Source organism: Fusobacterium ulcerans (assembly GCF_003019675.1).
Lineage (GTDB): Bacteria > Fusobacteriota > Fusobacteriia > Fusobacteriales > Fusobacteriaceae > Fusobacterium_A > Fusobacterium_A ulcerans.
In genome coordinates, this window is the sequence record NZ_CP028105.1 from 2048533 (window position 1) to 2070334 (window position 21802).

12 protein-coding genes are annotated in these 21802 nt (G+C 31.3%); 5 read left to right on the forward strand and 7 right to left on the reverse strand.

The features are described 5' to 3' along the window. Window positions 1-46: 46 nt before the first annotated feature. The 5 genes from C4N20_RS09580 to C4N20_RS09595 all read right to left on the reverse strand — a co-directional run bounded on the left by C4N20_RS09580 (window position 47) and on the right by C4N20_RS09595 (window position 4938). On the reverse strand, window positions 47-1285 hold the full coding sequence (locus C4N20_RS09580; RefSeq protein ID WP_005979450.1) for a nitrogenase component 1: 1239 nt from the start codon (window positions 1283-1285) through the stop codon (window positions 47-49). Beyond that, window positions 1272-2450 carry a nitrogenase component 1 gene (locus C4N20_RS09585; RefSeq protein ID WP_040490820.1) on the reverse strand — a complete coding sequence of 393 codons (1179 nt, stop codon included), beginning with the start codon at window positions 2448-2450 and terminating at the stop codon, window positions 1272-1274. Before C4N20_RS09585 ends, C4N20_RS09580 begins: the two co-directional genes overlap by 14 nt. Further along, window positions 2450-2602, reverse strand: a complete 153-nt coding sequence (locus C4N20_RS16500; RefSeq protein WP_167537214.1) for a hypothetical protein — start codon at window positions 2600-2602, stop codon at window positions 2450-2452. Before C4N20_RS16500 ends, C4N20_RS09585 begins: the two co-directional genes overlap by 1 nt. A 23-nt stretch (window positions 2603-2625) precedes the next feature. Next, window positions 2626-3387, reverse strand: coding sequence for a nucleotide-binding protein (locus C4N20_RS09590; protein WP_005979452.1), 762 nt, complete (start codon window positions 3385-3387; stop codon window positions 2626-2628). 414 nt (window positions 3388-3801) lie between these two features. After that, window positions 3802-4938, reverse strand: coding sequence for an ROK family protein (locus C4N20_RS09595; RefSeq protein ID WP_005979454.1), 1137 nt, complete (start codon window positions 4936-4938; stop codon window positions 3802-3804). A 286-nt stretch (window positions 4939-5224) separates the two neighbouring features. Here C4N20_RS09595 and C4N20_RS09600 point away from each other — a divergent pair, with 286 nt between their 5' ends. Both C4N20_RS09600 and C4N20_RS09605 read left to right on the forward strand, forming a co-directional pair. Continuing rightward, complete coding sequence (locus tag C4N20_RS09600; protein ID WP_005979456.1) at window positions 5225-6757, forward strand: AbgT family transporter; 1533 nt, start codon at window positions 5225-5227, stop codon at window positions 6755-6757. Window positions 6758-6781: 24 nt separating this feature from the next. Next, the gene (locus C4N20_RS09605; protein WP_005979458.1) at window positions 6782-7963 is read left to right on the forward strand and encodes a M20 metallopeptidase family protein; all 1182 of its coding nucleotides are present in this window, start codon (window positions 6782-6784) and stop codon (window positions 7961-7963) included. A gap of 79 nt (window positions 7964-8042) precedes the next feature. Here the strand turns inward: C4N20_RS09605 and C4N20_RS09610 are convergent, their stop codons facing one another. After that, on the reverse strand, window positions 8043-9146 hold the full coding sequence (locus tag C4N20_RS09610) for a linear amide C-N hydrolase (protein WP_005979460.1): 1104 nt from the start codon (window positions 9144-9146) through the stop codon (window positions 8043-8045). A gap of 178 nt (window positions 9147-9324) precedes the next feature. Then, a complete protein-coding gene (locus tag C4N20_RS09615) occupies window positions 9325-9921 on the reverse strand; it encodes a tyrosine-type recombinase/integrase (RefSeq protein WP_005979463.1) in 597 nt (198 codons plus the stop codon). Window positions 9922-10655: 734 nt separating this feature from the next. On the opposite strand from C4N20_RS09615, the gene C4N20_RS09620 reads away from it, so the two are divergent. Genes C4N20_RS09620 through C4N20_RS09630 form a run of 3 tightly spaced genes read left to right on the forward strand, consistent with a single transcriptional unit; the run spans window position 10656 to window position 21802 of the window. Beyond that, window positions 10656-11156: a hypothetical protein gene (locus C4N20_RS09620; RefSeq protein ID WP_005979465.1), complete on the forward strand. Its 501-nt coding sequence runs from the start codon at window positions 10656-10658 to the stop codon at window positions 11154-11156. Between the two features lie 30 nt (window positions 11157-11186). Next, window positions 11187-11768: a hypothetical protein gene (locus tag C4N20_RS09625; protein WP_005979467.1), complete on the forward strand. Its 582-nt coding sequence runs from the start codon at window positions 11187-11189 to the stop codon at window positions 11766-11768. A 14-nt stretch (window positions 11769-11782) separates the two neighbouring features. After that, window positions 11783-21802, forward strand: coding sequence for an autotransporter-associated N-terminal domain-containing protein (locus tag C4N20_RS09630; protein ID WP_005979469.1), 10020 nt, complete (start codon window positions 11783-11785; stop codon window positions 21800-21802).

The window sequence follows — 21802 nt, forward strand, 5'->3', positions numbered from 1 at the left end:
AGGCGAGAATGATATAGATGTCCATCTCACCTTTTTTTTATTAAATTTATCTCATATTTGAAAAGTATTCTCTTATTATCTCCATAAGATAATCTGTCCCCCTCTCTCCCATAAATGGAAGATGTGTAGCTATTTGTGTTTTACTGGGATAAGGAAAACTTACACATACTTTGGTGTTGGAATTATCACAAATACCAATAGAAATTTCATCACCAAATACAAGCTGTCCTTTTATATTTTTAAGATCATTGATTTTATCTTTTTCTTTTTTGTAGGAAACTATATTTTCATTTTCTGTATCAATATTTTTTAAAGAATGGTTGCAGATTTTTTTATCTATTATGAAACCAAATTCTTTGCAAAAATTACTAAGTCCAATTATTATATCATAATCACCAATTATTGAAGCTGTAGGCTGTATTCTCATTCGAGTAGCCATCATCATTCTGGACATATCTCTGACATCTTTTATTTTTTCTTCAAGCTGTTTTTTAAAAGGAATATTAATTTCTTTGGATAATATTTCAGCCATCTCATTTATCCATTCTAATGTTCCAGTATATCCATAAGGACACTGGTATATATATGGTGTACCAAACTTTTCTTTCAATAATTTTGCTGCTGGAAGGGCCTCTTTTCTAAGGACGATATTTAAAGCTGCACCTCCCATATTTTTTAAATCTTCTATTCCAGCTTCAAGACCTAAGGTCACTCCATTTTCCATATTGAAAGATCTTTTCATTAGATCTTTTATTTCCCATATATCTGATCTTATTCTGTAAGATGCAGCTGAAGCTCCAAGAATATTGTATTTGTCAAGATTTTTAATTGGATTTTCAGGAAGTGCAAATTCTTTAACAAAGAGTGTATAGGTGTTTTCTATCCCCATAGTATAATCACCGCCAAATCCTCCATCATCAAAACAGATAAGTTTTGCTTTAACTTTATCCTGCATATATGTACAGACTCCCTTTATATCAGTTCCAATTACTGCAACTACTGCTGAAGCAACTATAAAGATAACTTCAGGTTTATAATTTTCATCTACTTCAAGTATCGCTTTTTCCAGTCTTGATACATCTCCCATAATAATATCATCTTCACTTATATGAGTAGTAAATAATGAATTTTCCAAGTCTATATCAAAAGAACCATAAAAACCAGCACCAAAGTGAGTAGTTCCAGCTGGACCATATTCTAAAACAACAGAATTTTTTATAGGCATCAGACTCCACATAACAGCCATTCTGTTTGATGGAGTAGGATAATTTCTACATAAACTCATTTTTAACTCCCCCTTTTAAATATTTTACATCTTTATTAGCTTTGGAAATAGTTTCCAATACCATACTATTTACTTCAAACCCCAATATATTATATGCATTAGTCAGTACAGTAGGGACTACACCATATTTTCTCATTTCAGCAGAATTTCCAGCTCCTATACTTAGATCGGGTTTTAATACACTATAAAGATATTTAAGAGGACCTATATTAGCAGCTCTTGTTACAAAAGGATCTGCTTTTTCAAGAATAATTTTTAAATGGGGATTATCCTCTGATGGAATATCAGAAGTTTGAATCAAAATAGGATCAAGTCCTAGTTCAATCAGATATGAATGAAATTCATAAGTTGAAAGAGCAGTATTACCACTGAAATATTTTAATTTTTCTATAGAATTTTTTACTTCTTTCTCCTTTTCTTTAGCTGTCCTATACAACATCTCTACTTCTTCAGGAAGTGGTTTTTCAAGCAGTTGAAATAATTCTTTATATGAATTATAAATATTATCTGGAGCAGACATTCGTTCAAACATTATGTATGGAGTACCAAATTTCTTTTTCATTTTTTTAGCAAGAGGAAGTCCAATAGGATGGACTATTATATTTACTTTAGCTGAAGGAGCGGTTTTTATTTGCTCTAAAGTACAATGTCCAGGTAATTGTAATCCTTTTGGAACCTCAGCCTCTTTTAATATTCTATAGAGTTCAGATCTGTTAAAATCTCCAAGACGCTGTCCAAGAACATTAACACTTCCATTACATTCCTGCTCTTCCATAAGATCAACACATACAGTCATTGTATCTTGTATTCCAGGTAAATGATCATCAGTTTTAAAGTTTTCTGCATGAACGACTTTCACAGGAAAATTATATCTTTCTTCAAAAATTTCAGCTAATGAATCAATATCATCTCCAATTACCTCTACAACGCAGGTAGTGACCAAGAAAACAGTTTTAGGCTGATATTCCTCTACTAATTCTTCAAAAGCTTCTTCCAATTTTTCTTTGCATCCAAAAGTGACATCGTGCCCATCTAAAACTAAAGAAACTATATTTCCTTCTAATCCTCCAGAAGCTCCTACTGCTCCAGTCATTCCTACACCACGCATTCTGCTGGTAGCCATTTTAGTATAGTAAGTACATTCATCAGGACCAATGACCATCATTATTGCATCTTCGTTTCTTTGATTGTAAGCATAGCTCCCATCAAAGGACAGTGGTATCCAGGAAACAATGCGTTGCTTAAAGGTTCTACATCTTTAATTTTTTTTACATCTCTTAGTTTTTTTAGGTTTTCAGCCATTTTTATTCCATTCATTATTTTATCTCCATTCTTATATTTTAATAATCTTGAGCTAACACATATTCTGCCAATTGCTGATATACTTTTTGCATTTCTGATTGAGTAAATGCTTCAAATACAGTTCCACCAATATTTTCAGCTTTTTGTATTTCTGGGGATCTAGGAATATATTGAACAATCTTTGTATCAATTTCCTTGACAGCTTCTTCTACAATAGCCATTTCATTTTCAATATTTTTAGAATTTAGTATAAGACCATTTAATTTAGCATATCCACGTTTTCCAAAACCTCTGATTGCCATAGCTATATTATTAGCTGCATATAGTGACATCATTTCTCCAGAACTCACTATGTACACTTCTCTGGCATATCCCCCTCTTATAGGCATAGCAAATCCACCACAGACTACATCCCCTAGTACATCATAAATAACAATATCAGGTTTATATTTTTCAAAAGCATTTAACTCCTCAAGCTTTTCAAATGCAGATATTATTCCTCGACCAGCACAGCCCACTCCTGGAGTAGGACCTCCAGCTTCTACACATAGTACTCCACCGAATCCTTCATATACTATATCTTCTAATTTTAAATCTTCCCCTTTTTCTTTTATCATTTCTAAAACTGTAGGAATTCTTTTTCCCTTCATGAGATTTTTTGTAGAATCTGATTTGGGGTCACATCCTACCTGCATTACTTTCTTTCCCATTACAGCTAGAGCTGCTGACAAATTAGATGTTGTAGTAGATTTTCCTATTCCCCCTTTTCCATATATTGCTATTTTTCTGATATTATCCATCCTCAACTGCTCCTTTAAAAATTTTTTGATTATCATTACTCTATATTATACCTTGTTAAAAATATTTTATAAAGCAAAATATTTTATAATTAAACTATAAAATTTTTATCATGTTAATGGGAAAAAGTCAAGTGAAGAAGTAGCTATTATATAGGGAAAAAATGGATAGAGAAGAGTTGAAAAATAGAGTAAAGAAAAATGTTTAAGAACTAAAGAAATATTTGATAATATTATTTTTCTTTAAACAAATTAAAATTATGAAAAATAAAGATAAAAAATTTGAAAACTCTAAAAAAGTGAAGAAATCTGCTGAAAGGAATAGCTATATTTTTTATGGAAGAGAAAAGAGGAATGATGATTTTACAGGAAAGAAGTTGAAATAAAAAAGCTGCCCGCAGGCAGCTTTGATGCATTTTAGAATAATGAGTCTACTATTGGAAATAAAGCAGCCCCTATAAGGCTTGAGCTTTCTTCAAAAGAAGAGAAAATTATAGTTTCTTTTCCACGATAAAAAATATGATCAGTATATATTTCTTCTAAAAGTCTTTCTTTTATATATTTCTGCTGAAGGCATATTTTACCAGAGATTATAAGTTTTTCTGGGTTAGAGAAAAATAACAGATTTTTTATACCAATAGCAAGATACTTGATATATTCATCCAATATTTTTTTACCTTCCTCAGTTTCTAAATATTCATCTTGAAAGATATTTTCATATTTTTTTACTTTTTTAAATACTTCGTGAAATTCTTCAACTAAAGCTTTATTAGAGACATATGCTCCCCAGCAGCCTCTTGAACCGCAGCCGCAAGATTTTCCTTCTGGGTTTACAATCATATGATGCATTCTTCCAGCTTTGAAGTGAAAGTCATTTTGATTTTTTTCTCTAGTAAAAGAACTTATTCCTACATAGTCATTAAGAGTAAGAGCTGTAAAATTTGATAAAAGTGAATTTTCACTTAAAAAAGCTTCAGCAATTGCAGAAAGGTTTGATTCATTTTCTACAAGAACAGGGATATTGAATCTTTTTTTAATTTTTTCAATTATAGAAATATCAGTTTTGTTTTTAGAATTGAATTCTATAAATTTCCCCTCTTCATTTACTATTCCGGGAACAGATATTCCTATTCCAATAATACTTTTAAAAATAGTTTTAGATAATCTGCTCAAAAAGAATTCTAGTTCTTCCATTAAAGAATCAGTAATAGAAAGTCCACCTTTTTGAAGTGTTTTAGAATGCTTTTTGATAACAATACCTTTGGCATTTGTAAGTATCATTTTAATTTTTTCTTCTGAAATCTGTACCCCTACAGAATGGCAGAAAAAGTCATTAAAGGAATATTCTCTGGCTTTTCTTCCTACTCCACTACCTACTTTGTCCTCTTCGATTATGATGTTTTTTTCCAGAAAAAAAGTTATTATCCTTTTTACTGTCGGAAAACTCATATCCATTTTTTCAGCAACTTCATTAATAACAAAATTGTGATTAGAGTTGAAAACATATTCAAATATTTTGTTTTCATTATTCTCTTTGATATTCTTTTGATACATGACGACTCCCCCTTTATATTCCCCCGGTAAAAAATTTGTTATAAGTTATTATATAATATTTGTCTGTAAAAACAAAACAATAGTTTTTAAATTTGCCATTTTATTTTAAAAATGGAATTTGTGGTAAAAAATCAAAATTATATATTTAATATATTTGAGTTTTTTACGTTAGGAGAGTATATTTTTAATTATGATAAAAATATTTTAAAATAATATTTTTTAAAAATAAATTTGTATATCTTTTGGAGAAATATTGGCATTTATTGAGCTGCAAGGAGGAAAGTGAATGGGCAATGGTGGACAAAAAGGAAAAGCTTCAGGTGTAAAAAGTATAAGTGTATTGGATAAAATTTTAAATTATTTTGAAGTAATTGGAAATAAACTTCCAGACCCAGTATCTATATTTGTGATATTATGTGCAGCTGTATTAATTATATCTTTTATATGCAGTAAAACAGGAGTTGCAGTAGAACATCCCCTTACACATAAGATGATAACTGCTGAGAATCTTTTAGATAAAGAAAATCTAAAGCAGATACTTATAAGTATGGTAACAGTATTCCAAACATATCCGCCTTTAGGGGTTGTACTGGTAGCAATGATTGGAATAGGCCTTGCAGATAAAAGTGGTTTTTTAGAATGTCTTCTTACTGTTGTAGTAAAAAAAGTACCAAGCAATTTAATATATTTTACAGTTGTAATAATGGGGCTTATATTTACTGGAATAGGAGATGCGGGATTTATTGTGCTCCCTCCTTTAGCAGCACTTATATTTCTCAATCTTGGAAAAAATCCAATTATTGGAATGCTTCTTTCATTTGCTGGAGCAGCAATAGGGTTTAGTTCAGGATTATTTGTAACTTTGAATGATATTCTTCTCACATCTTTTACTATACCAGCAGCACAGCTTCTATCACCAACATTTACTAAAAGCCCAGCTATGACTATTTATTTTAATGTGACAAATTCGATACTTCAGATATTTGTTATCACATGGGTAACAATAAAATTTGTAGAGCCAAGATTTCCTGCTCCTGAAAAAAAATTAGAAGAAAATGAAGGAAAAGAAATGCCGAGCATAGAGAGAAAAGGACTTAAATATGCTGGGATTTCTTTTATAATATATATGGCAGTAATTGTATTTTTAACAATAGGAAAGGGAGCTTTTTTAAGAGATGACGCAGGTTCGCTTGTATCAACTAAATCTCCATTAATGAGTGGACTTATACCTATAATGGCACTTGCTTTTTTTATACCAGGTCTTGTTTTTGGAAAAATTACTGGAAAGATAAAAAATGACAAAGATGCTGTAAAAATGATATCACAGACTTTGGGAGAAATGGGAGGATATATATTTATAGTTTTTGTATCAGCTCAATTTTTAAGCCTTTTCTCTAAAAGTAATCTAGGGATAATTATGGCAATAAAAGGTGCAAGTGAAATAAAAGATTTAGGGCTTGCAGGTATGCCGCTGTTGATAGCATATATTCTCCTTGTTGCTTTTATAAATCTGTTTATAGGAAGTGCATCAGCAAAATGGGCTATTCTTTTTCCAGTATTTATACCAATGTTTATGCTGCTGGGATACGATCCTTCACTTACACAGATGGCGTATAGAATAGGAGATTCTTCAACAAATATGATCTCACCATTATTTCCATATCTACCATTAATATTAGCAGTTGCAAGAAAATATGATAAAAATTTTGGTTTGGGAACTTTGATAGCAAATATGATTCCTTATTCACTAATAACACTTGTAGCAAGTATTCTTCTTCTTACAGTGTTCTTTACTTGTGGACTTCCATTTGGATTATAATATGATGTATCAGGAGGGAATATAATGAAAGAAAAAATTGAGCAGTTAGCAGAAAAGTATTTAGAGAGAATAATGGAAATGAGGAGAGAGCTTCATAGATTTCCAGAACTTGGGTTTAAAGAATTTAAAACAGCAGAAATAATAAAGAAAGAGCTGGACAGAATAGGAATACCATATGAAAGTGAAATAGCAGCAACAGGAATAGTAGGATTAATAAAGGGAAAAAAAGAGGGAAAAACAGTTTTATTGAGAGCAGATATGGATGCTTTGCCTGTAGAAGAAGAAAGCAGATGTGAATTTAAATCTGAAATAGCAGGAAATATGCACGCCTGCGGACATGATGGACATGTTGCTGGACTGTTGGGAGCAGCAATGATATTAAATGATTTGAAAGATGAAATAGCAGGGAATGTAAAACTTGTATTTCAGCCAGCAGAAGAAGGACCAGGAGGAGCTGATCCTATGATAAAAGCTGGAATACTTGAGAATCCAAAAGTAGATGCAGCATTTGGATGCCATATATGGCCAGCATGTAAAGCAGGGCAGATAATGATAAAAGATGGAGATATGATGTCTCATACTACTTCTTTTGATATTATGATACAAGGAGTAGGTGGTCATGGTTCACAGCCTGAGAAGACTATTGATCCTATTATAATAGGAAGTCAGATAATAATTAATTTTCAGAATATAATAAGCAGAAATATATCTACACTCAAACCAGCAGTTTTATCTTGTTGTACTATAAAAGCAGGAGAGGCATGCAATGTAATTCCTGATAAATTAATCATAAAAGGAACTATAAGAACATTTGATGAAGAACTTACAAATGAAATTGTAGATAGAATGGAAAATATCATAAAAGGAATCACAAGTTCTTATGGAGCTTCCTATGTTTTTGATGTAAATAGAATGTATCCAGCACTTAAAAATGATCATGAAATGTTTGAATTATCAAAAAAAACATTAGGGAAAATAGTAGGAGAAGAAAATGTAATAGTGATGGAAGAACCTCTTATGGGATCAGAAGATTTCTCTTATTTTGGAAAGAAAGTGCCGTCTAATTTCTTCCTTGTAGGAGTAAGAGATGCTCAGGAAGATATCGAATCTATGCTTCATCATCCAAGATTGCTATGGAATGAAAAGCATCTAAAAATAAATGCAAAAGCTTTATCTCAGTTAGCAATAGATTTTTTAAATAAATAAAATATAGGAATAATAAAATATAAAAGAGAATGGCAAAAAACTAGAATTTTGTCATTCTCTTTTTTGATATATTTAATATTTATTTAACATCTATCTCTAAAACACCCTCTTCAAAACTTTGATCCATAGGTAAAACCTGATAATTTATTCTTGAAAAATCTATTTTCTTTAAATCTATTTTTCTTATCTGACTGTTGTACATAGTTTTGTAATAAAATTCTTTGTCATTTAAACTGCATACTGATGTCCATTGAGTTACAGTTAAAAGATTATCAGGGATATCTTTTTTATGTTCAGGAGGATATTCTGCTCCAATAGGAATATCAAAATTATTTAAAATATGAAAAGCTTCTTGTATTCCTTCTTGAGAAGTGTTTGCAGGCTTCATTGTATTCAAGTAGTAAAAAGCTCTGATAAATCTGGAAGGAGGTGTAATATCACCTGGGAGTCCCAATGCTCCAGTTCCTGCTCCAAATGAAAATATTTTATGATTATTCATAGTATAGTTTTTGGCATTTCCTGAATAAAGATTAATATAGTTATTTAAGTTTTTTAGATGCCAGTCATAGTCAGGAGAATTTGTTAAAACTCCTACTTCATTATTGTATATTTTTATCTCTCCATTGTTTATAATTTCAAGCACTATATTTTCTCCAGAAGCATCAGCAATTCTCCAGTGAGCTGTAGGAAAAGGCTCTCCATTTTCGTCATAACCAATATTAACTACTTTGATTTTTTTTAATCCTTCTTTTACTTCTTTAACATTTGAAAAATTTGAAAGTATCCAAGTTACTAACTGCATATCTGTTACAGATTCTTTAGAAATTTTATCACTGTATTTTGTAAGGCTTCCATAATGTGGGAAATAAAAAAGTCCAGCATTAAGTCCAGCCTCATTGATTCCCTCTCCTATAAACATATCTGAAATAATAGCAATCCCTGCAAAGCCATACTTAGCTTTCCACTTATGACCTTTTAATTCTCCATGTGGAGTTAGGGATTGAAATTCTTTTCCTCTGGGAGAGATAATAATTTTACTGTTTAAATTTCCTTCTCCATACTCTATTGTTCTAGCCTGAACCATTTTATTGTCATTAGTTTTTATACTGATTCCTGTACAAGCATAAGAGATTGCAGAAGTCAGCATAAAAACAATTCCAATTAGTATAATACTTATTTTCATGATTTCCTCCTTAATATTTATAAATTAGTATTTCATAATTTGAATATATAAATTAATATATTTATTATATCATTTTTTTGTTGTGAAAAAAAGACATACCATAGATGATATTTTATCATTAAAAGTATGTCAGAAAATTATTTTAAGAAATTTTCATCGTTAAAATCAATATTTTATTTTAAATTTTAAAACTTTCATAAATTTCATTTATTTTATCCTCTTCTATTCCGATGTACTTCAATGTCTGTTCTGCTGAAGAGTGATTCAGTATAGACATTACTATTGCTATATCAAGAGTACCCTTGTAAACTCTATGCCCCCATGTTTTTCTTAGTGAATGAGTTCCAATAGGATAACTAATATTTAAATCTTTTTTAGCTTTATTAAGATATTTAGAAATGCCAACATTTGAAATAGGTTTATCATATAGTTCTTTTACATATTTTCTATTTAGAGATTTAAATAAAAATCCTTTTTCTGATGAATAACCCAATTCTTTATAGTATTTTTTTAAATCTTCTATTGCCCTTTGACATATTAAATTAAACTTAACCTTTCGTATTTTTTTTGTTTTTTTCTCCTTCAATTTTATTGTATGGTCTGGATTTATATTTTCAAATTTTAATCTAGAAAGATCTGAGATTCTTAGGCCAACATTTACTCCTATATTTATCAATGAAAGAATTACTATTTTTTTATTATTTTTAAAATAATTTCTCAGGTGTAATAAATCGTCAGGATTAATATATCTGACTTCTTGTCCTCTTTTATTCATAAAAACTCTCCTTAGTAAATTCAGTATTATGACATCAAAATCTTTTGAAAGTTTTTTGGAAAAACTACTTAAATATTTAAAGAAAATTTCTAAAAGTTCCATGGACAATTTTTTATAAAATAATTCAAATTAAATATTACTATATTCAACTTAAAAATTCAAGTTTATTTTATTGAATGTATAGTACTAAGTTAAATTTTTTTAAAACTGAAATAAAAAAAAATAAAAGAAAATTAATTTGTTAAATTTTTAAGAAAAAAAATTGAATATAATCGAATTTGATTTATTAATTATGAAAAAATATAAATTTATTATGTTGTTAAAGTGTGTTTTGTGTGATATTATTTTATGTATTTCTAAAATATATAAAAAAGTTATATAAAAATATACTTTTTATATCGATGAAACTTTGTACAATTATAGAAAATAATCGAATTTTTATATGTTGATATAATATGTATTCTTTGAAAAAGTAAGAACTAATTTTATAAAAATTATTCTAAAAAAAAGCATATAAAATTTTCAATAATATTCTTTAAAATTATAAAGAAATTACTTGTAATAAACTATTTATTACAGATAAAAACATAAAAAAAATATCCATAAAATAGAACTTAAAAATTAGAATTTACCTGTATTATTAAAAGCACTAAAATGCAGTATAATATCACTATTAAAACTTTAAAAGTTTTATTCTGAGCATAAGTTTTAATTTATGATCTGGGAGGAAAATTTTGAAAGAAAAAATTAAAGTTGCAGTTCCTGAGTTCGTATTAAAGACTTTAAAGGAGGATCAAAAACATTTTGATATAACCAAAGAAAAACTTTGTAATGAAATTTTATTGAAGTTTTCAATAGAAAATTTGAATTGTTATTGTGATATTCAGTTTAATAAAAATGAATATCTTCAATTTAATTTAAATAAGACCAATAAAATTTACTATGAAGAATTGAGTAAAAAAATAGATGGAAAAAATGATTCAGAAAAAATCAGAAAAATTTTTTCTGAATATGCTATTCTTCAGCCATTTGTTAGAGAGGCTATTCTATTTAGGGAAAAAATCATATGTATGAATTCTTTTGAAAAAAATAAAAAAATTTTAAAAATATGTACAAATGGAGAAATATATGAAGGGAAAGTTGAAAAAATATTTATAGATGAAGAAAAAAAATACTTGATGGCAAGAATAAATAAATCAAATCATTACATAAGTGAAATAAAAATTTTAAATTAAAAATATTTAAGAATAAAAAAGGGAGGATTTATGAGAAAAATAGTTATAGGAATTTTTCTTTTATCTAGTTTGGGATCTATTCTTTATTCACAAGAAATAAGTGAAAAAGAAGGAATGAAAGTATTAAAAGAAATAAGAAAAGAAATTCAATTAGAAGAAAAAGAAAAACAAAAAGCTATTGAAGAGGCTGAAAAAGCAAAGAAAGCAGAAGAGAAAGCAAGGTTAGCAGCAGAAAAAGCTAAGGAAAAAGAAGGGAAAAAAGTAATTGAGGAAATCAAAAGAGATATGAATGAATCTCTTGAAGAGAAGGTATTCCGAAGTGAAAATAATCCTGAAGCTAGAATAGCAGCTGCTGGAGCAGCCTTTGAAATAGGAAAAGAAAGAGTAGCATTTTTAAAAATGGAAGAAGAAGAAATTATAAAACTTGAAGAATCTTTGGGAATAGAAGCAGACAAAAACAGAGTATTTTTAGGACAGAAATTTGATGAGGTATATGACAAATTTAATTCAAATAATAATGAAATTGAACTACTTCTTTTAGAAAATGAAAAGTTAAAAGAATATTTAACTAGACTGGATCAAATGGAACAAAAAGTAAAAGCAGGAAACTAAAGGGGAGAAGATAAATGAGAAAAAATGATATTGAAAAATCTTTAAAAAGATTTTTGAAAAGAAAAATTAGTTACTCTCTTTCACTTTTGATAGCCTTCATGATAACAGGAGGAATATCTTTTGGTGCGGGAATAACAACAGAAGAGATACAGGAAACGAAAAATGATATTTTAACTAGAATAGAAACAGAACGTGAAGAAATAAAAAGGAAAATAGCTGAAAATGAAAGACTGATAAAAGAATATAATTCAGACTTTGTGGAGCTTGTAAGAAAAGGAGATTTTTATTCTAAACCTTTAATTCCAAGTACACAAGTTTTTTTTAGTTATCAATATTTAGATAATGGAAAAACAAAAGACAGAACAGCCAAAGAATTTAAAGAAACTATAGATGCTGTTAATAAGCATTATGGAACAACAAGTGGAGAAAGTTTATTAAAATCTACAGGAAATATAGGAAAAGACAAGGTGTTATCTGGAAATGGAGTGGTAGTTGATAATGAAGTATTTAGAGAAACAATAGAAGTGGGGGCTAATATAAAACCTGTTGAGCCAGTATTACCAACAATCAGTCCAAATGTATCAGTAAATGTATCAGCACCAGTGGTAAATCTTGGGACATTGCCAGGGACAGTAAACCCTATAATGCCATCAGTACCATCAGTAATAGCACCAACAATAACAGCACCGTCAACTCCTGGAGGGATAAATGTAAATGTATCAACTCCAGCAGCAGTTGCTAAAATTACAGTAACAGCACCAACAGCAAAAACACCTGCAATTCCAGCAGAGAAAAATATAGAAATAAAAACTCCTACTTTGCCTCAGGGATATGAGCCAACTATGATAACTTTACCTACAGCTCCAACATTACCAGTTGTAGTTCCTGTAAATGTCTCATCTCCTTCAATAGCTGGAAGTGGGGCAAATCCAAGTGTACAATACTTTTGGTGGAATGGAAATAATGGAGTAATATCTCAAATAAGTTTAAAATCTGGAGAATATATTATAAATGGAAACTCAGGAAACTATAGTGTGGGAGTAACAGGATATGATGCAGAAGCATTTCCTGGAACAACTCCTAGTGGAACTAAACCAACAGAAAATAAAGTCTATAATGTTCCTCAACAATTTTTTCATACTTTATTAAATGTACCATATTCATATTATGGAGAAAATACAAAAATAGTTTTTAATTCAAATAATGCTAAACTTATTGATCTTGAAACTGAAGGAATGGTAAATGGAAATTTAGATAATAGAGTAACAGAAGGACTTATAACTTCAGCAACACGTGATAGATTAAGGGAGTATCAGACATATACTGGAATTAAAGGAGAAGATGGAACGGAACTTTTATTCGTTAATAAAGGTGAGATAGAAATAAATGGAACAGGATCAGCATATTTTTTTACAACATCACATACTAATGGAAATTATAGAACTAATTATTTAGATAATGAAGGAACAATTACTGTCAATGGAGATAAATCTATTGTATATATGCATTCTCCTGATACAAGTCAGTCTAAAGCATATATTTATTCAAATGGGCCAACTGGAAAAATATATGTAGATGGAGTAGGAGCTTCATTGATGCAGTGGGCTTATTCAAATTTACCTCATAACAGAGCTGCATTTGTAAATGAAGGAACTGCTGAAATAAGAGGAGCAGAGGCAATTGCTCTATATATGTCGAATAATAGTGCATTTAATAATGGGCATGCGGCTTATATTAAAAAAGCTATTGATCTGTTAGGGGATAAGAGTATTGGAATGGTTGCTCAAAATACCAATATAATAAATGAAAAAAATATCGTAAAATTTAATATTGGAAATAAAGAACAAACTATAGTAAAAGGGAATTCGTTAACTAGTATTTTTACTAATGCTGATGGGACTCCAAGAGCAAATGATCCAACTTTAGTAGAGCAGGGTATTGGAATATTGATGGACAATAGTTCTACAACTAAAACAGCTGCTCAAATAGAAATTGGAAAATATTCATATGGTGGGATAGGTATCTTTGGAAAGCAAGGTACAATAGAAATATTAGCTCCATCTGGAACTTCTGGAGAGAAAAGCAATATAACAATTTCAGATGGAGAAAAAAATACTGGAATTATTGCTAAAGGTGGAGATGTAAAGTTTAATGGAGACATCTTAATAAAAGGTGGAAAAGATAATAGAGCAGCAGTTGCAGAAAGCGGGAAAAAAATAACTATAACTGGAAATGTAACAGCTGGAAGTAATGATAAAAAAATTGAAGACAGTGTTATTTTATATGCAAAAGATAATGGAACAGTAATAACTGTAGAAAATGACAAATTAAATTTAAAATTGTCAGGGGATAGTACTGGAATTTTTGCAACAAGTCAGGGAAAAGTAGCTGCAAATAGAACTTCTTTAACTCTTTCACAACCTGATGCCAGTGGAAATATTCCAGAACCTACTGCGGAAGTCAACATTTATGTAGAAGGGAAAAAAGATACTGATGGAAAGATCAAAGGTCTAGGATTGTATACAAGTTCTGGAGGAAATATCAGTGCTAAAAATACTTATGTTAAAGTTAAAAATGGTGCTGTTGGAATAGCTTCAGTAGGTAATGGATCAAAAGTTGACTTGACAGGAGGTATAATAGATTATGAAGGAAATGGATATGCTGTTTATACTTCTGACAATGGAGAAATTGATTTAACAAATGGAGAAATAATTTTAAGAGGTAAGGCTACTGCATTGGAATTAGATTTTGCAGGAGGAGTTAATCCAATAAAGCTTCAAGGTGCAAGAATTACTGTTATGTCTAATGATGCAATAATAGCTAACTTAAAAAATGCTGGTGTCCTAAATATAGCAGACTTAGAAAGTAATATTTCTACAAACTTAGGTGGAGTAACTTTTAAGAATGGAACAAACGGCAGTGAAGTATTTGATAAATATAAAGTTGCAGCAATAGATGGAGGAACTCTTAATATTGATACAAATATAGATAAGGGAGATACTTCAACAAGCAGTCCAGGATTTTATTATTATAGAAGATTCTTAGGACAAAGACTTAAAATAAGTGTTCTAGATAATGTAACAGTTAATGCTTCGATAAATAGTGCTTATGCTTCAGAATATTTTAAAGGACAAGTTGTAGGACTTGAAATAAACTCTAGCTCTTCTGCTACAGGAATAAGCGATACTCAAATAAATCTTGGACAGGGAGCTAAAATTGTGGCGTCGAGACTGGATAGTGGAAGTGGAGCAATTGGAGCATATATAAATTATGGTGAAATTACTCTTGATACAGGAAGTTCTATAGAAGTGGAAAAAACTTTAAAAAATGAAAATGGAGTAGGAATATATGCTGTAAATGGAAGTAAAGTAACTAATAAAGGAAATATTACTGTTGATGGAAACTATGGAATAGGTATCTTTGGTACAGCATATAGAACAGATTCATCTAATATCCCTGTTGTTAATGAATTTGGTGGAAAAGCTGGCGAAGGTGAATTAGAAATAAATAATGCTCAGAACATCACTTTATTAGGTATGGGTACTGTTGGTATTTATGCAAAAAATAATAATGGTTCTGTTTCTAGTGAAAAAACTAAAGTAAACAATACAGGAAATATAACTGTAGGGGATTCAAATACATCTACTTCAGTAGGGATTTATGGTGAAAAAGCCGAAATTTCAAACACAGGAACAATTTCAGTGGGAGCTGGAGGGGTAGCTATATATGCAACAACTGGAAGTAAAGTTACAAATCTTGGAACTTTAAAACTTGGTTCTGATGGTATAGGAATTATGGCTGATGGAACTTCTACTATTACAGCAACTAATGTAATTCTGGGAAGTAATGCTGGAACAGATGATAGTGGAAAAACTGGTGTTTTCTATAAAGGTTCAGCAAGTGGAATTGATAATAAAAGTATAGCCTTAAATGTAAATGCAGAAAACCTTGATAAAGGAACAGCTATATACGTTGAAAATATGAATGTAACTTCTTCTGGAGCTTTAAATGTAGGTAAAGAAGGAATAGGTATTTTTGTAAAAGGAAATTCAACTCAGACAGGTACAAATACTGGAACTATAGATCTTACAGCTGGGAAAAATGATGCAGTAGGTATGTATACAACAACTGCAAATATTCTTAATAATACAGGGGGAAGTATAAATGTAAATGATACTTCTCAAATAGGAATGTATGCAGAAGAGGCGAATCATAAAGCAACAAACAAGGGAACAATTAATCTGAATGCAGATAGTTCTACTGGTATATATGTGAAATTAGGTGCTGTAGCAGAGCTTGATACAGGAAACAGCATAGTATTTAACAAGAAATTCAGTGTAGGAGTTTTTGCTGAGAATGCTACAGTAAACTTTAAAGATGATTTGACTTTTGCAAATAATAATGAAAATAAGAATATATATGTTTATGGTAAAGGTGCAACAGTTGGAATAGATCCTGGAAAAATTGTAACAGTAGATGGAATGGAAACTCCAACAACAGCAGGAAATAAAACTGTAGGAATCTATCTTGAAAATGCTGGTACTGGAAGTACATTTACAAGTAATACAACAGGCCAACTTGTTGTTCAAAGAGAAGCTGTAGGTATCTATTCAAAAGGCAATAATACTTTAAATGTAAATGTAACAGCTACAGGAGAAAAAACTACAGGAGTATTTATTGATGGAGGATCAACTATAACAGGAACTGTAACTGCTCAAGGAACATCAACAGCTGGAGCAGTAGGAGTATATGGAAGTGGCGGAGCTGTAACAATAGGCGCTGGAGGCCTTGCTCTTAAAACAGATACAGGTAAAGGAACAGGAATGTATCTTACTGATGGGGCTCATGCAGCAGGAGGAAAAATCACTGTAAACAATACAGCTACAGTTGATAATATAGGAGTATACTACAGCAAGGGAACAGCTTCAGGAACTGTGACAAATGGAGCTGAAGTTGAACTTACAGGAAATAAAAGTATAGGAATATATGCAGCAGATGGAATAAATCTTGTAAATACTAAAAATATAACATCTACAGGGTTAAATAATAATATAGCTTCATATGTAGGAGGAAACTCAACACTGACTTCAAATGGAAATATAACTATGACAGGTACAGACGGCAACATAGGTATATATACAGGAAAGGGAAGTGGAATAAATAATGGAGCTATTGATTTAACAGGATCTATAGGAAGATCATCAGCAGGGATGGTGGCTAAAACTGATACATCATCAGATACAGCTTCTGTAGAAAACAAGAATAGAATTACAGTAGGAAGCAATCTTGGAATGTATGTAGCAGGAAACGGAACAAGTTCAGGAAAAAATACAGGAACAATAACTGCAACAACAGGAACAGGAGTGTATGTAAATGGTTCTGGAAATAGTTTTAATGGAACTGGAGGAACTATCACATCAAATGCAGTAGGAATTTATCTGAAGGATACAGGTGCAAATAAAATCACTGCTGGAACTTTAAATATAGCTTCAGGAGGAGTAGGAGTATTTGGAGAAAATGCCAAGATAGACTTTGCAGTAAATGTAACAGGAACAGGAGCGGTAGGAGTTGCAGCTAAAAGTGGAACAGTAATATCAGGAAATATAACAACAGGACAGGGTTCGGTTGGAGCATATCTTCTTGATGGTACAGTAACATTTAATGGAGCAAATATAACAACAGGAGCTAATAGTAGTTCAGGAACATCAGTAGGAGTCCTATTTGACAATACAATAGCAGGTCCATACACTATGAATAATGTAAGTGTAAATGCCAAAAATGGAGTGGGAATATATCTAGGCGGAGCTGGAATGACTCTTAACCATAATGGAACTGTAACTACTGAAGGTGGAATTGGTATATATGTAAAAAATGGAACTACATTGACAACAGGAGAATCAACATTAAATATAAGCAATGGTGGAACAGGAGTATATATAGATGGTGGTATAGCTAATCTTGGAACATCAGGAAATCTTAAATTTAATTTTGGAACTGGTGGTGGAATAGGAGTATTCAATAATGGAGGAACTCTTAATCTTGGAAACAACATAACAGCAATTGGTTCAGGATCTCTTGCAGCAACTTCAAATGGAAGTTTGATTTCATCTGGAAATTTGAACATAGGTGAAGGTGGAACAGGACTTCTTGGAACATATGATAATGGAACTACAACACTAAAGAATATAACAAATAATGGTGGAACAATAACAGCCCATACTGGTGGAATAGGTCTTGCAGCTATAAAAGGAACAAGTACTCCAACAGCAAAAGTCACTATAAATAATAGTGGAATAATTAATGCAAATGGAATCTCAAATGGAGTTAACCCTTCTCCTTCTATCGGTATCTTTACAGATGTAGCTGATGTAATAAATACTGGAACTATTAATGTAGGAAGTAATGGAATAGGAATTTATTCTAATCATAATGGAGTTCTTACATCAGTAAAAAATGATAATATGAAAATGACAGGAACAGATGGAATAGGAGTATATCTTAAAGGGACAACAGCTGGACTTACATCAAATAATATAAATTCAACAGGATCAAGAAATACAGGAGTAGTTCTTGAGGGAGTAACATCAGCTATTGATGCAGGAACTATTACTTTAGGAAATGAAAGTATAGGAGTGTTAGCAACAAATGGAACAAATTCTCTAATAGATGGAACTATTTCAGTAGGTGCTTCAAGTGGAACTAAGAGTGCAATAGGAATAGTAGCAAATGGTGGTTCTAATGTCACTGTAGCAGGAACATCGACTATTACAGCTGGAAATGGTGGTATAGGAGTATACGCTGAAGGAGCTGGAACGATAGTTACAGTAGCTGATACAGGAAATATTACAGTAGGAACAGATGGAATATATATGTATTCAAAAGGTGCTGCCTTGACTTTCACAGGAAATATTACCGCAGACAACCAAATAGGAATAGTAGCAGATGGAGGAAGTGTAACTTCCAGCGGAAGCTCAAGTATAACAGCTAAAAATGGTGGAATAGGTGCATATGTAAAAAATGCAGCTCCTGCATTTGGTACAACAGCAATTACGGTTCAAAGTGGAGTTGCTGAGACAACTTCTGCTCCAGCAAAATATTCAGTAGGAATTTACTATGATAGTGTAGCATCAGCAGGAATAATACCAACAGTTACACAGACAGGAAATTATACAATTGGTAGGGTTTTAAATAAATCAACAGGAACTGTATCTGGTGGAATTTCTATAGGAAGTTCTGGAAATAATCAGGTAGGAGTAATGGCAAAAGAAAACTCTAATCTTACAGTAACAGGAGGAATATCTGTAATAGGAGGAAATAGTAATATTGGTGTATATGGAAAAAGCAGTGCAATAGCAGTTAATGGAAATATATCAGTTGCTTCTGCTGCTTCATTAACAAATTCATCAATAGGAGTATTTATAGATAAAGGGATATATAATGGAACTACAGGAGATATTTCAGTTGGTAATAATAGTATTGGAATCTATGGAAAAGATTTGAATGGAGGATCAATTTCTCAAACTGGAACTGTTATGACTGTAAGTAATAGTGGAGTTGGTATATATGGAACTGGTACAGGTAATGGAACAGAAAATATCAATTTAACAATGACTACAGGAATAACACTTGGAAATAATAATTCTATAGGAGTATATGCAAAAAATATAAATACATCTGTCACAGGTGATATACATGTTGGAACAAATACAAGTATAGGAATAGTAAGTGAAGGAAATGGAAATGTAACATATACAGGTGACTTGGCAATAGCGAATAAAGGAACTGGGGAAAAGGATACTGGATCAGTAGGTATCTATAAGTTGAATGGAACTGGAACTATAAATACATTAGCAGGTAACTGGAATGTAGGAAATAATGGATATGGAATTTTCTTGAAACAAGCAGCAGGACAATCAGCAACAATTAACAATAATGCTGATATGACTTTAGGAACAGCAGCTGTAGGAATATTCTCAAGTGGAAAAAATACAGTAAATAATACTGGAGATATAATTGTAGGGAAAACTGATGTAAAAGGTGATCACGATAATATAGAAAATCATCTTAATTCAATAGGAATCTATGCAACTGGCGGAACTAAAGTAAATAATGCAGGAAATATAACTGTAAATTATGATCATTCAGTAGGAATCTATGGAGATGGAGCAGAAACAAGGATTCAAAATACAGGAACTATTAATGTTGATGGTGGAGGAGTAGGAATCCTTGTAAGAGATGGAGCAGTAGCAGTAAATGCTGTTGGAGGAAATATCATCTTAGGAAGTACATCAGCACCAGATCCTTGTACAGCGATTACAGTAGGAATGGCAGCATATTCAGGAGCTAGAATAGAAAATGCAGGAACAATAACTGTTAATGAAGGTGTTGGAATGCTTATAGGACAAGGTGCAACATTTAATAACAGTGGAACTATTTATTTAAAAAATGGAATAGGGATAGAAGGACCAGGAGCTGTAAATAACTATGGGGATATAGTTATTCTTCCAGGTGGAAATGGAACTCCAGGAGCAAATGTAGGAGTATCCAAAGCGGAAGTAGGAAGTGTAAAAATTGAATCAGATGGAACAATAACAATCAATGATAAATATGTATCTATTGGAGGAACACTTTCAACAGCAGGAAATATAGTAGTAAATGGAGCCTATGTAGATGTAACAACAGGAACACCTCTATTTAATGCAAATAGTGTAAGTGGAGAAGTAAAACTACTTCCAAACTTTGCAGCAACAGGAAATGGAATTTCATATGAGATAGAAGGCTTTATAAATACAGCAATGGGAACAATAACAGGAAACAAACTTACTCCTGTGACATCACCTCTGTTTATTGCAAAAGTAACAGATAAAGGAAGCCTTGTTATTGCTAAGAAGCCTTATGCTGATTTGACAATAGGTGATCAGTTTGATGCGCTTGATAAAGGATTGGATAATATTCTTAAAAATAGTGGCGGAAATGGAAAAGATGCTGAAATTCTGAAAGGCTTGAATGAATATCTGGAAGGACTTCCAGCAGACCAGTTTGAAAGAGAGACATCATTGAAGCTAGCTGAAACAAGAGGAGATATCTATGCAACTATTCAAGGAAGAATGCAGGATATCAACAGAGCATTTGACAACTCTTTCTATGAACTTGAATCTTCATATAATCTGACAAAAGACAGCAGTAAATACAGCGTTATCTATACTGATGGAAACTATAAAGATTCTACATTGGGAATAGACGACTATGATTACAAAGTAATGGGAGTTCTTTATATGAAAGAGAAGGAAGGAACAGAGTATGGAAGCAAGTATGGATATACATTAGGATTTACAGGATCAAAGTTTGACTTTGATGATGGTGGATCAAAAGAGGATGTATACTCATTAAGAGTAGGAGCACATAGAGTTAAAAATCTAAGTGAGGAACATAAAGTATCATGGCTGTCAAGAATAGAGCTTGGATACAACAGACATATTGCGAAGAGAAAGCTTAATCTTCAAGAAACATTTGAAAATAAGGGAGAATACAATACTTACTCTGTAGCACTTGACAACAGACTTACAAAGGTTATCTATACAGATCTTTCTAGACAGTTAGATGTATATGCTGATTTAGATTTAGAGTATGGAAAAGTAGATGACTTTAAAGAAAGTGCTGGAAGCAAAGGCGGACTTGAAGTGCAGATTAAAGACAATGATTATCTAAGCGCACAGGCAGGAGCTGGAGTGAAGGCATCTCAAAGAATCTATGCAGGAAATGACGTCTCAGTAAAAGTAACAGCAGATGTAAAATATGCATATGAGCTTGGAGACAACTATGATGGAAACAAAGCAAGACTTAAAAATGGAAGAGAAGGATATTACAGTCTAATCACTCCAGAAGAGAGCGAAGGAAAACTGACTGGTAAAATTGGACTTACAATAGAAAAAGCCAACCACATGGGAGTAACATTCGAAGTGGAAGCAGCAGATGAAGGAAATAGAAAAGATTCATCAATTAAATATGGAATGAGATTCAATTACAAATTTTAA

What these genes read in the sequence shown, in the direction of transcription:
- C4N20_RS09610 (WP_005979460.1), bottom strand. Translation starts at nt 9,146, where the DNA reads ATGAAAATAAGTATTATACTAATTGGAATTGTTTTTATGCTGACTTCT.
- C4N20_RS09625 (WP_005979467.1), top strand. Translation starts at nt 11,187, where the DNA reads ATGAGAAAAATAGTTATAGGAATTTTTCTTTTATCTAGTTTGGGATCT.
- C4N20_RS09630 (WP_005979469.1), top strand. Translation starts at nt 11,783, where the DNA reads ATGAGAAAAAATGATATTGAAAAATCTTTAAAAAGATTTTTGAAAAGA.
- C4N20_RS16500 (WP_167537214.1), bottom strand. Translation starts at nt 2,602, where the DNA reads ATGAATGGAATAAAAATGGCTGAAAACCTAAAAAAACTAAGAGATGTA.
- C4N20_RS09595 (WP_005979454.1), bottom strand. Translation starts at nt 4,938, where the DNA reads ATGTATCAAAAGAATATCAAAGAGAATAATGAAAACAAAATATTTGAA.
- C4N20_RS09600 (WP_005979456.1), top strand. Translation starts at nt 5,225, where the DNA reads ATGGGCAATGGTGGACAAAAAGGAAAAGCTTCAGGTGTAAAAAGTATA.
- C4N20_RS09590 (WP_005979452.1), bottom strand. Translation starts at nt 3,387, where the DNA reads ATGGATAATATCAGAAAAATAGCAATATATGGAAAAGGGGGAATAGGA.
- C4N20_RS09615 (WP_005979463.1), bottom strand. Translation starts at nt 9,921, where the DNA reads ATGAATAAAAGAGGACAAGAAGTCAGATATATTAATCCTGACGATTTA.
- C4N20_RS09580 (WP_005979450.1), bottom strand. Translation starts at nt 1,285, where the DNA reads ATGAGTTTATGTAGAAATTATCCTACTCCATCAAACAGAATGGCTGTT.
- C4N20_RS09605 (WP_005979458.1), top strand. Translation starts at nt 6,782, where the DNA reads ATGAAAGAAAAAATTGAGCAGTTAGCAGAAAAGTATTTAGAGAGAATA.
- C4N20_RS09585 (WP_040490820.1), bottom strand. Translation starts at nt 2,450, where the DNA reads ATGATGGTCATTGGTCCTGATGAATGTACTTACTATACTAAAATGGCT.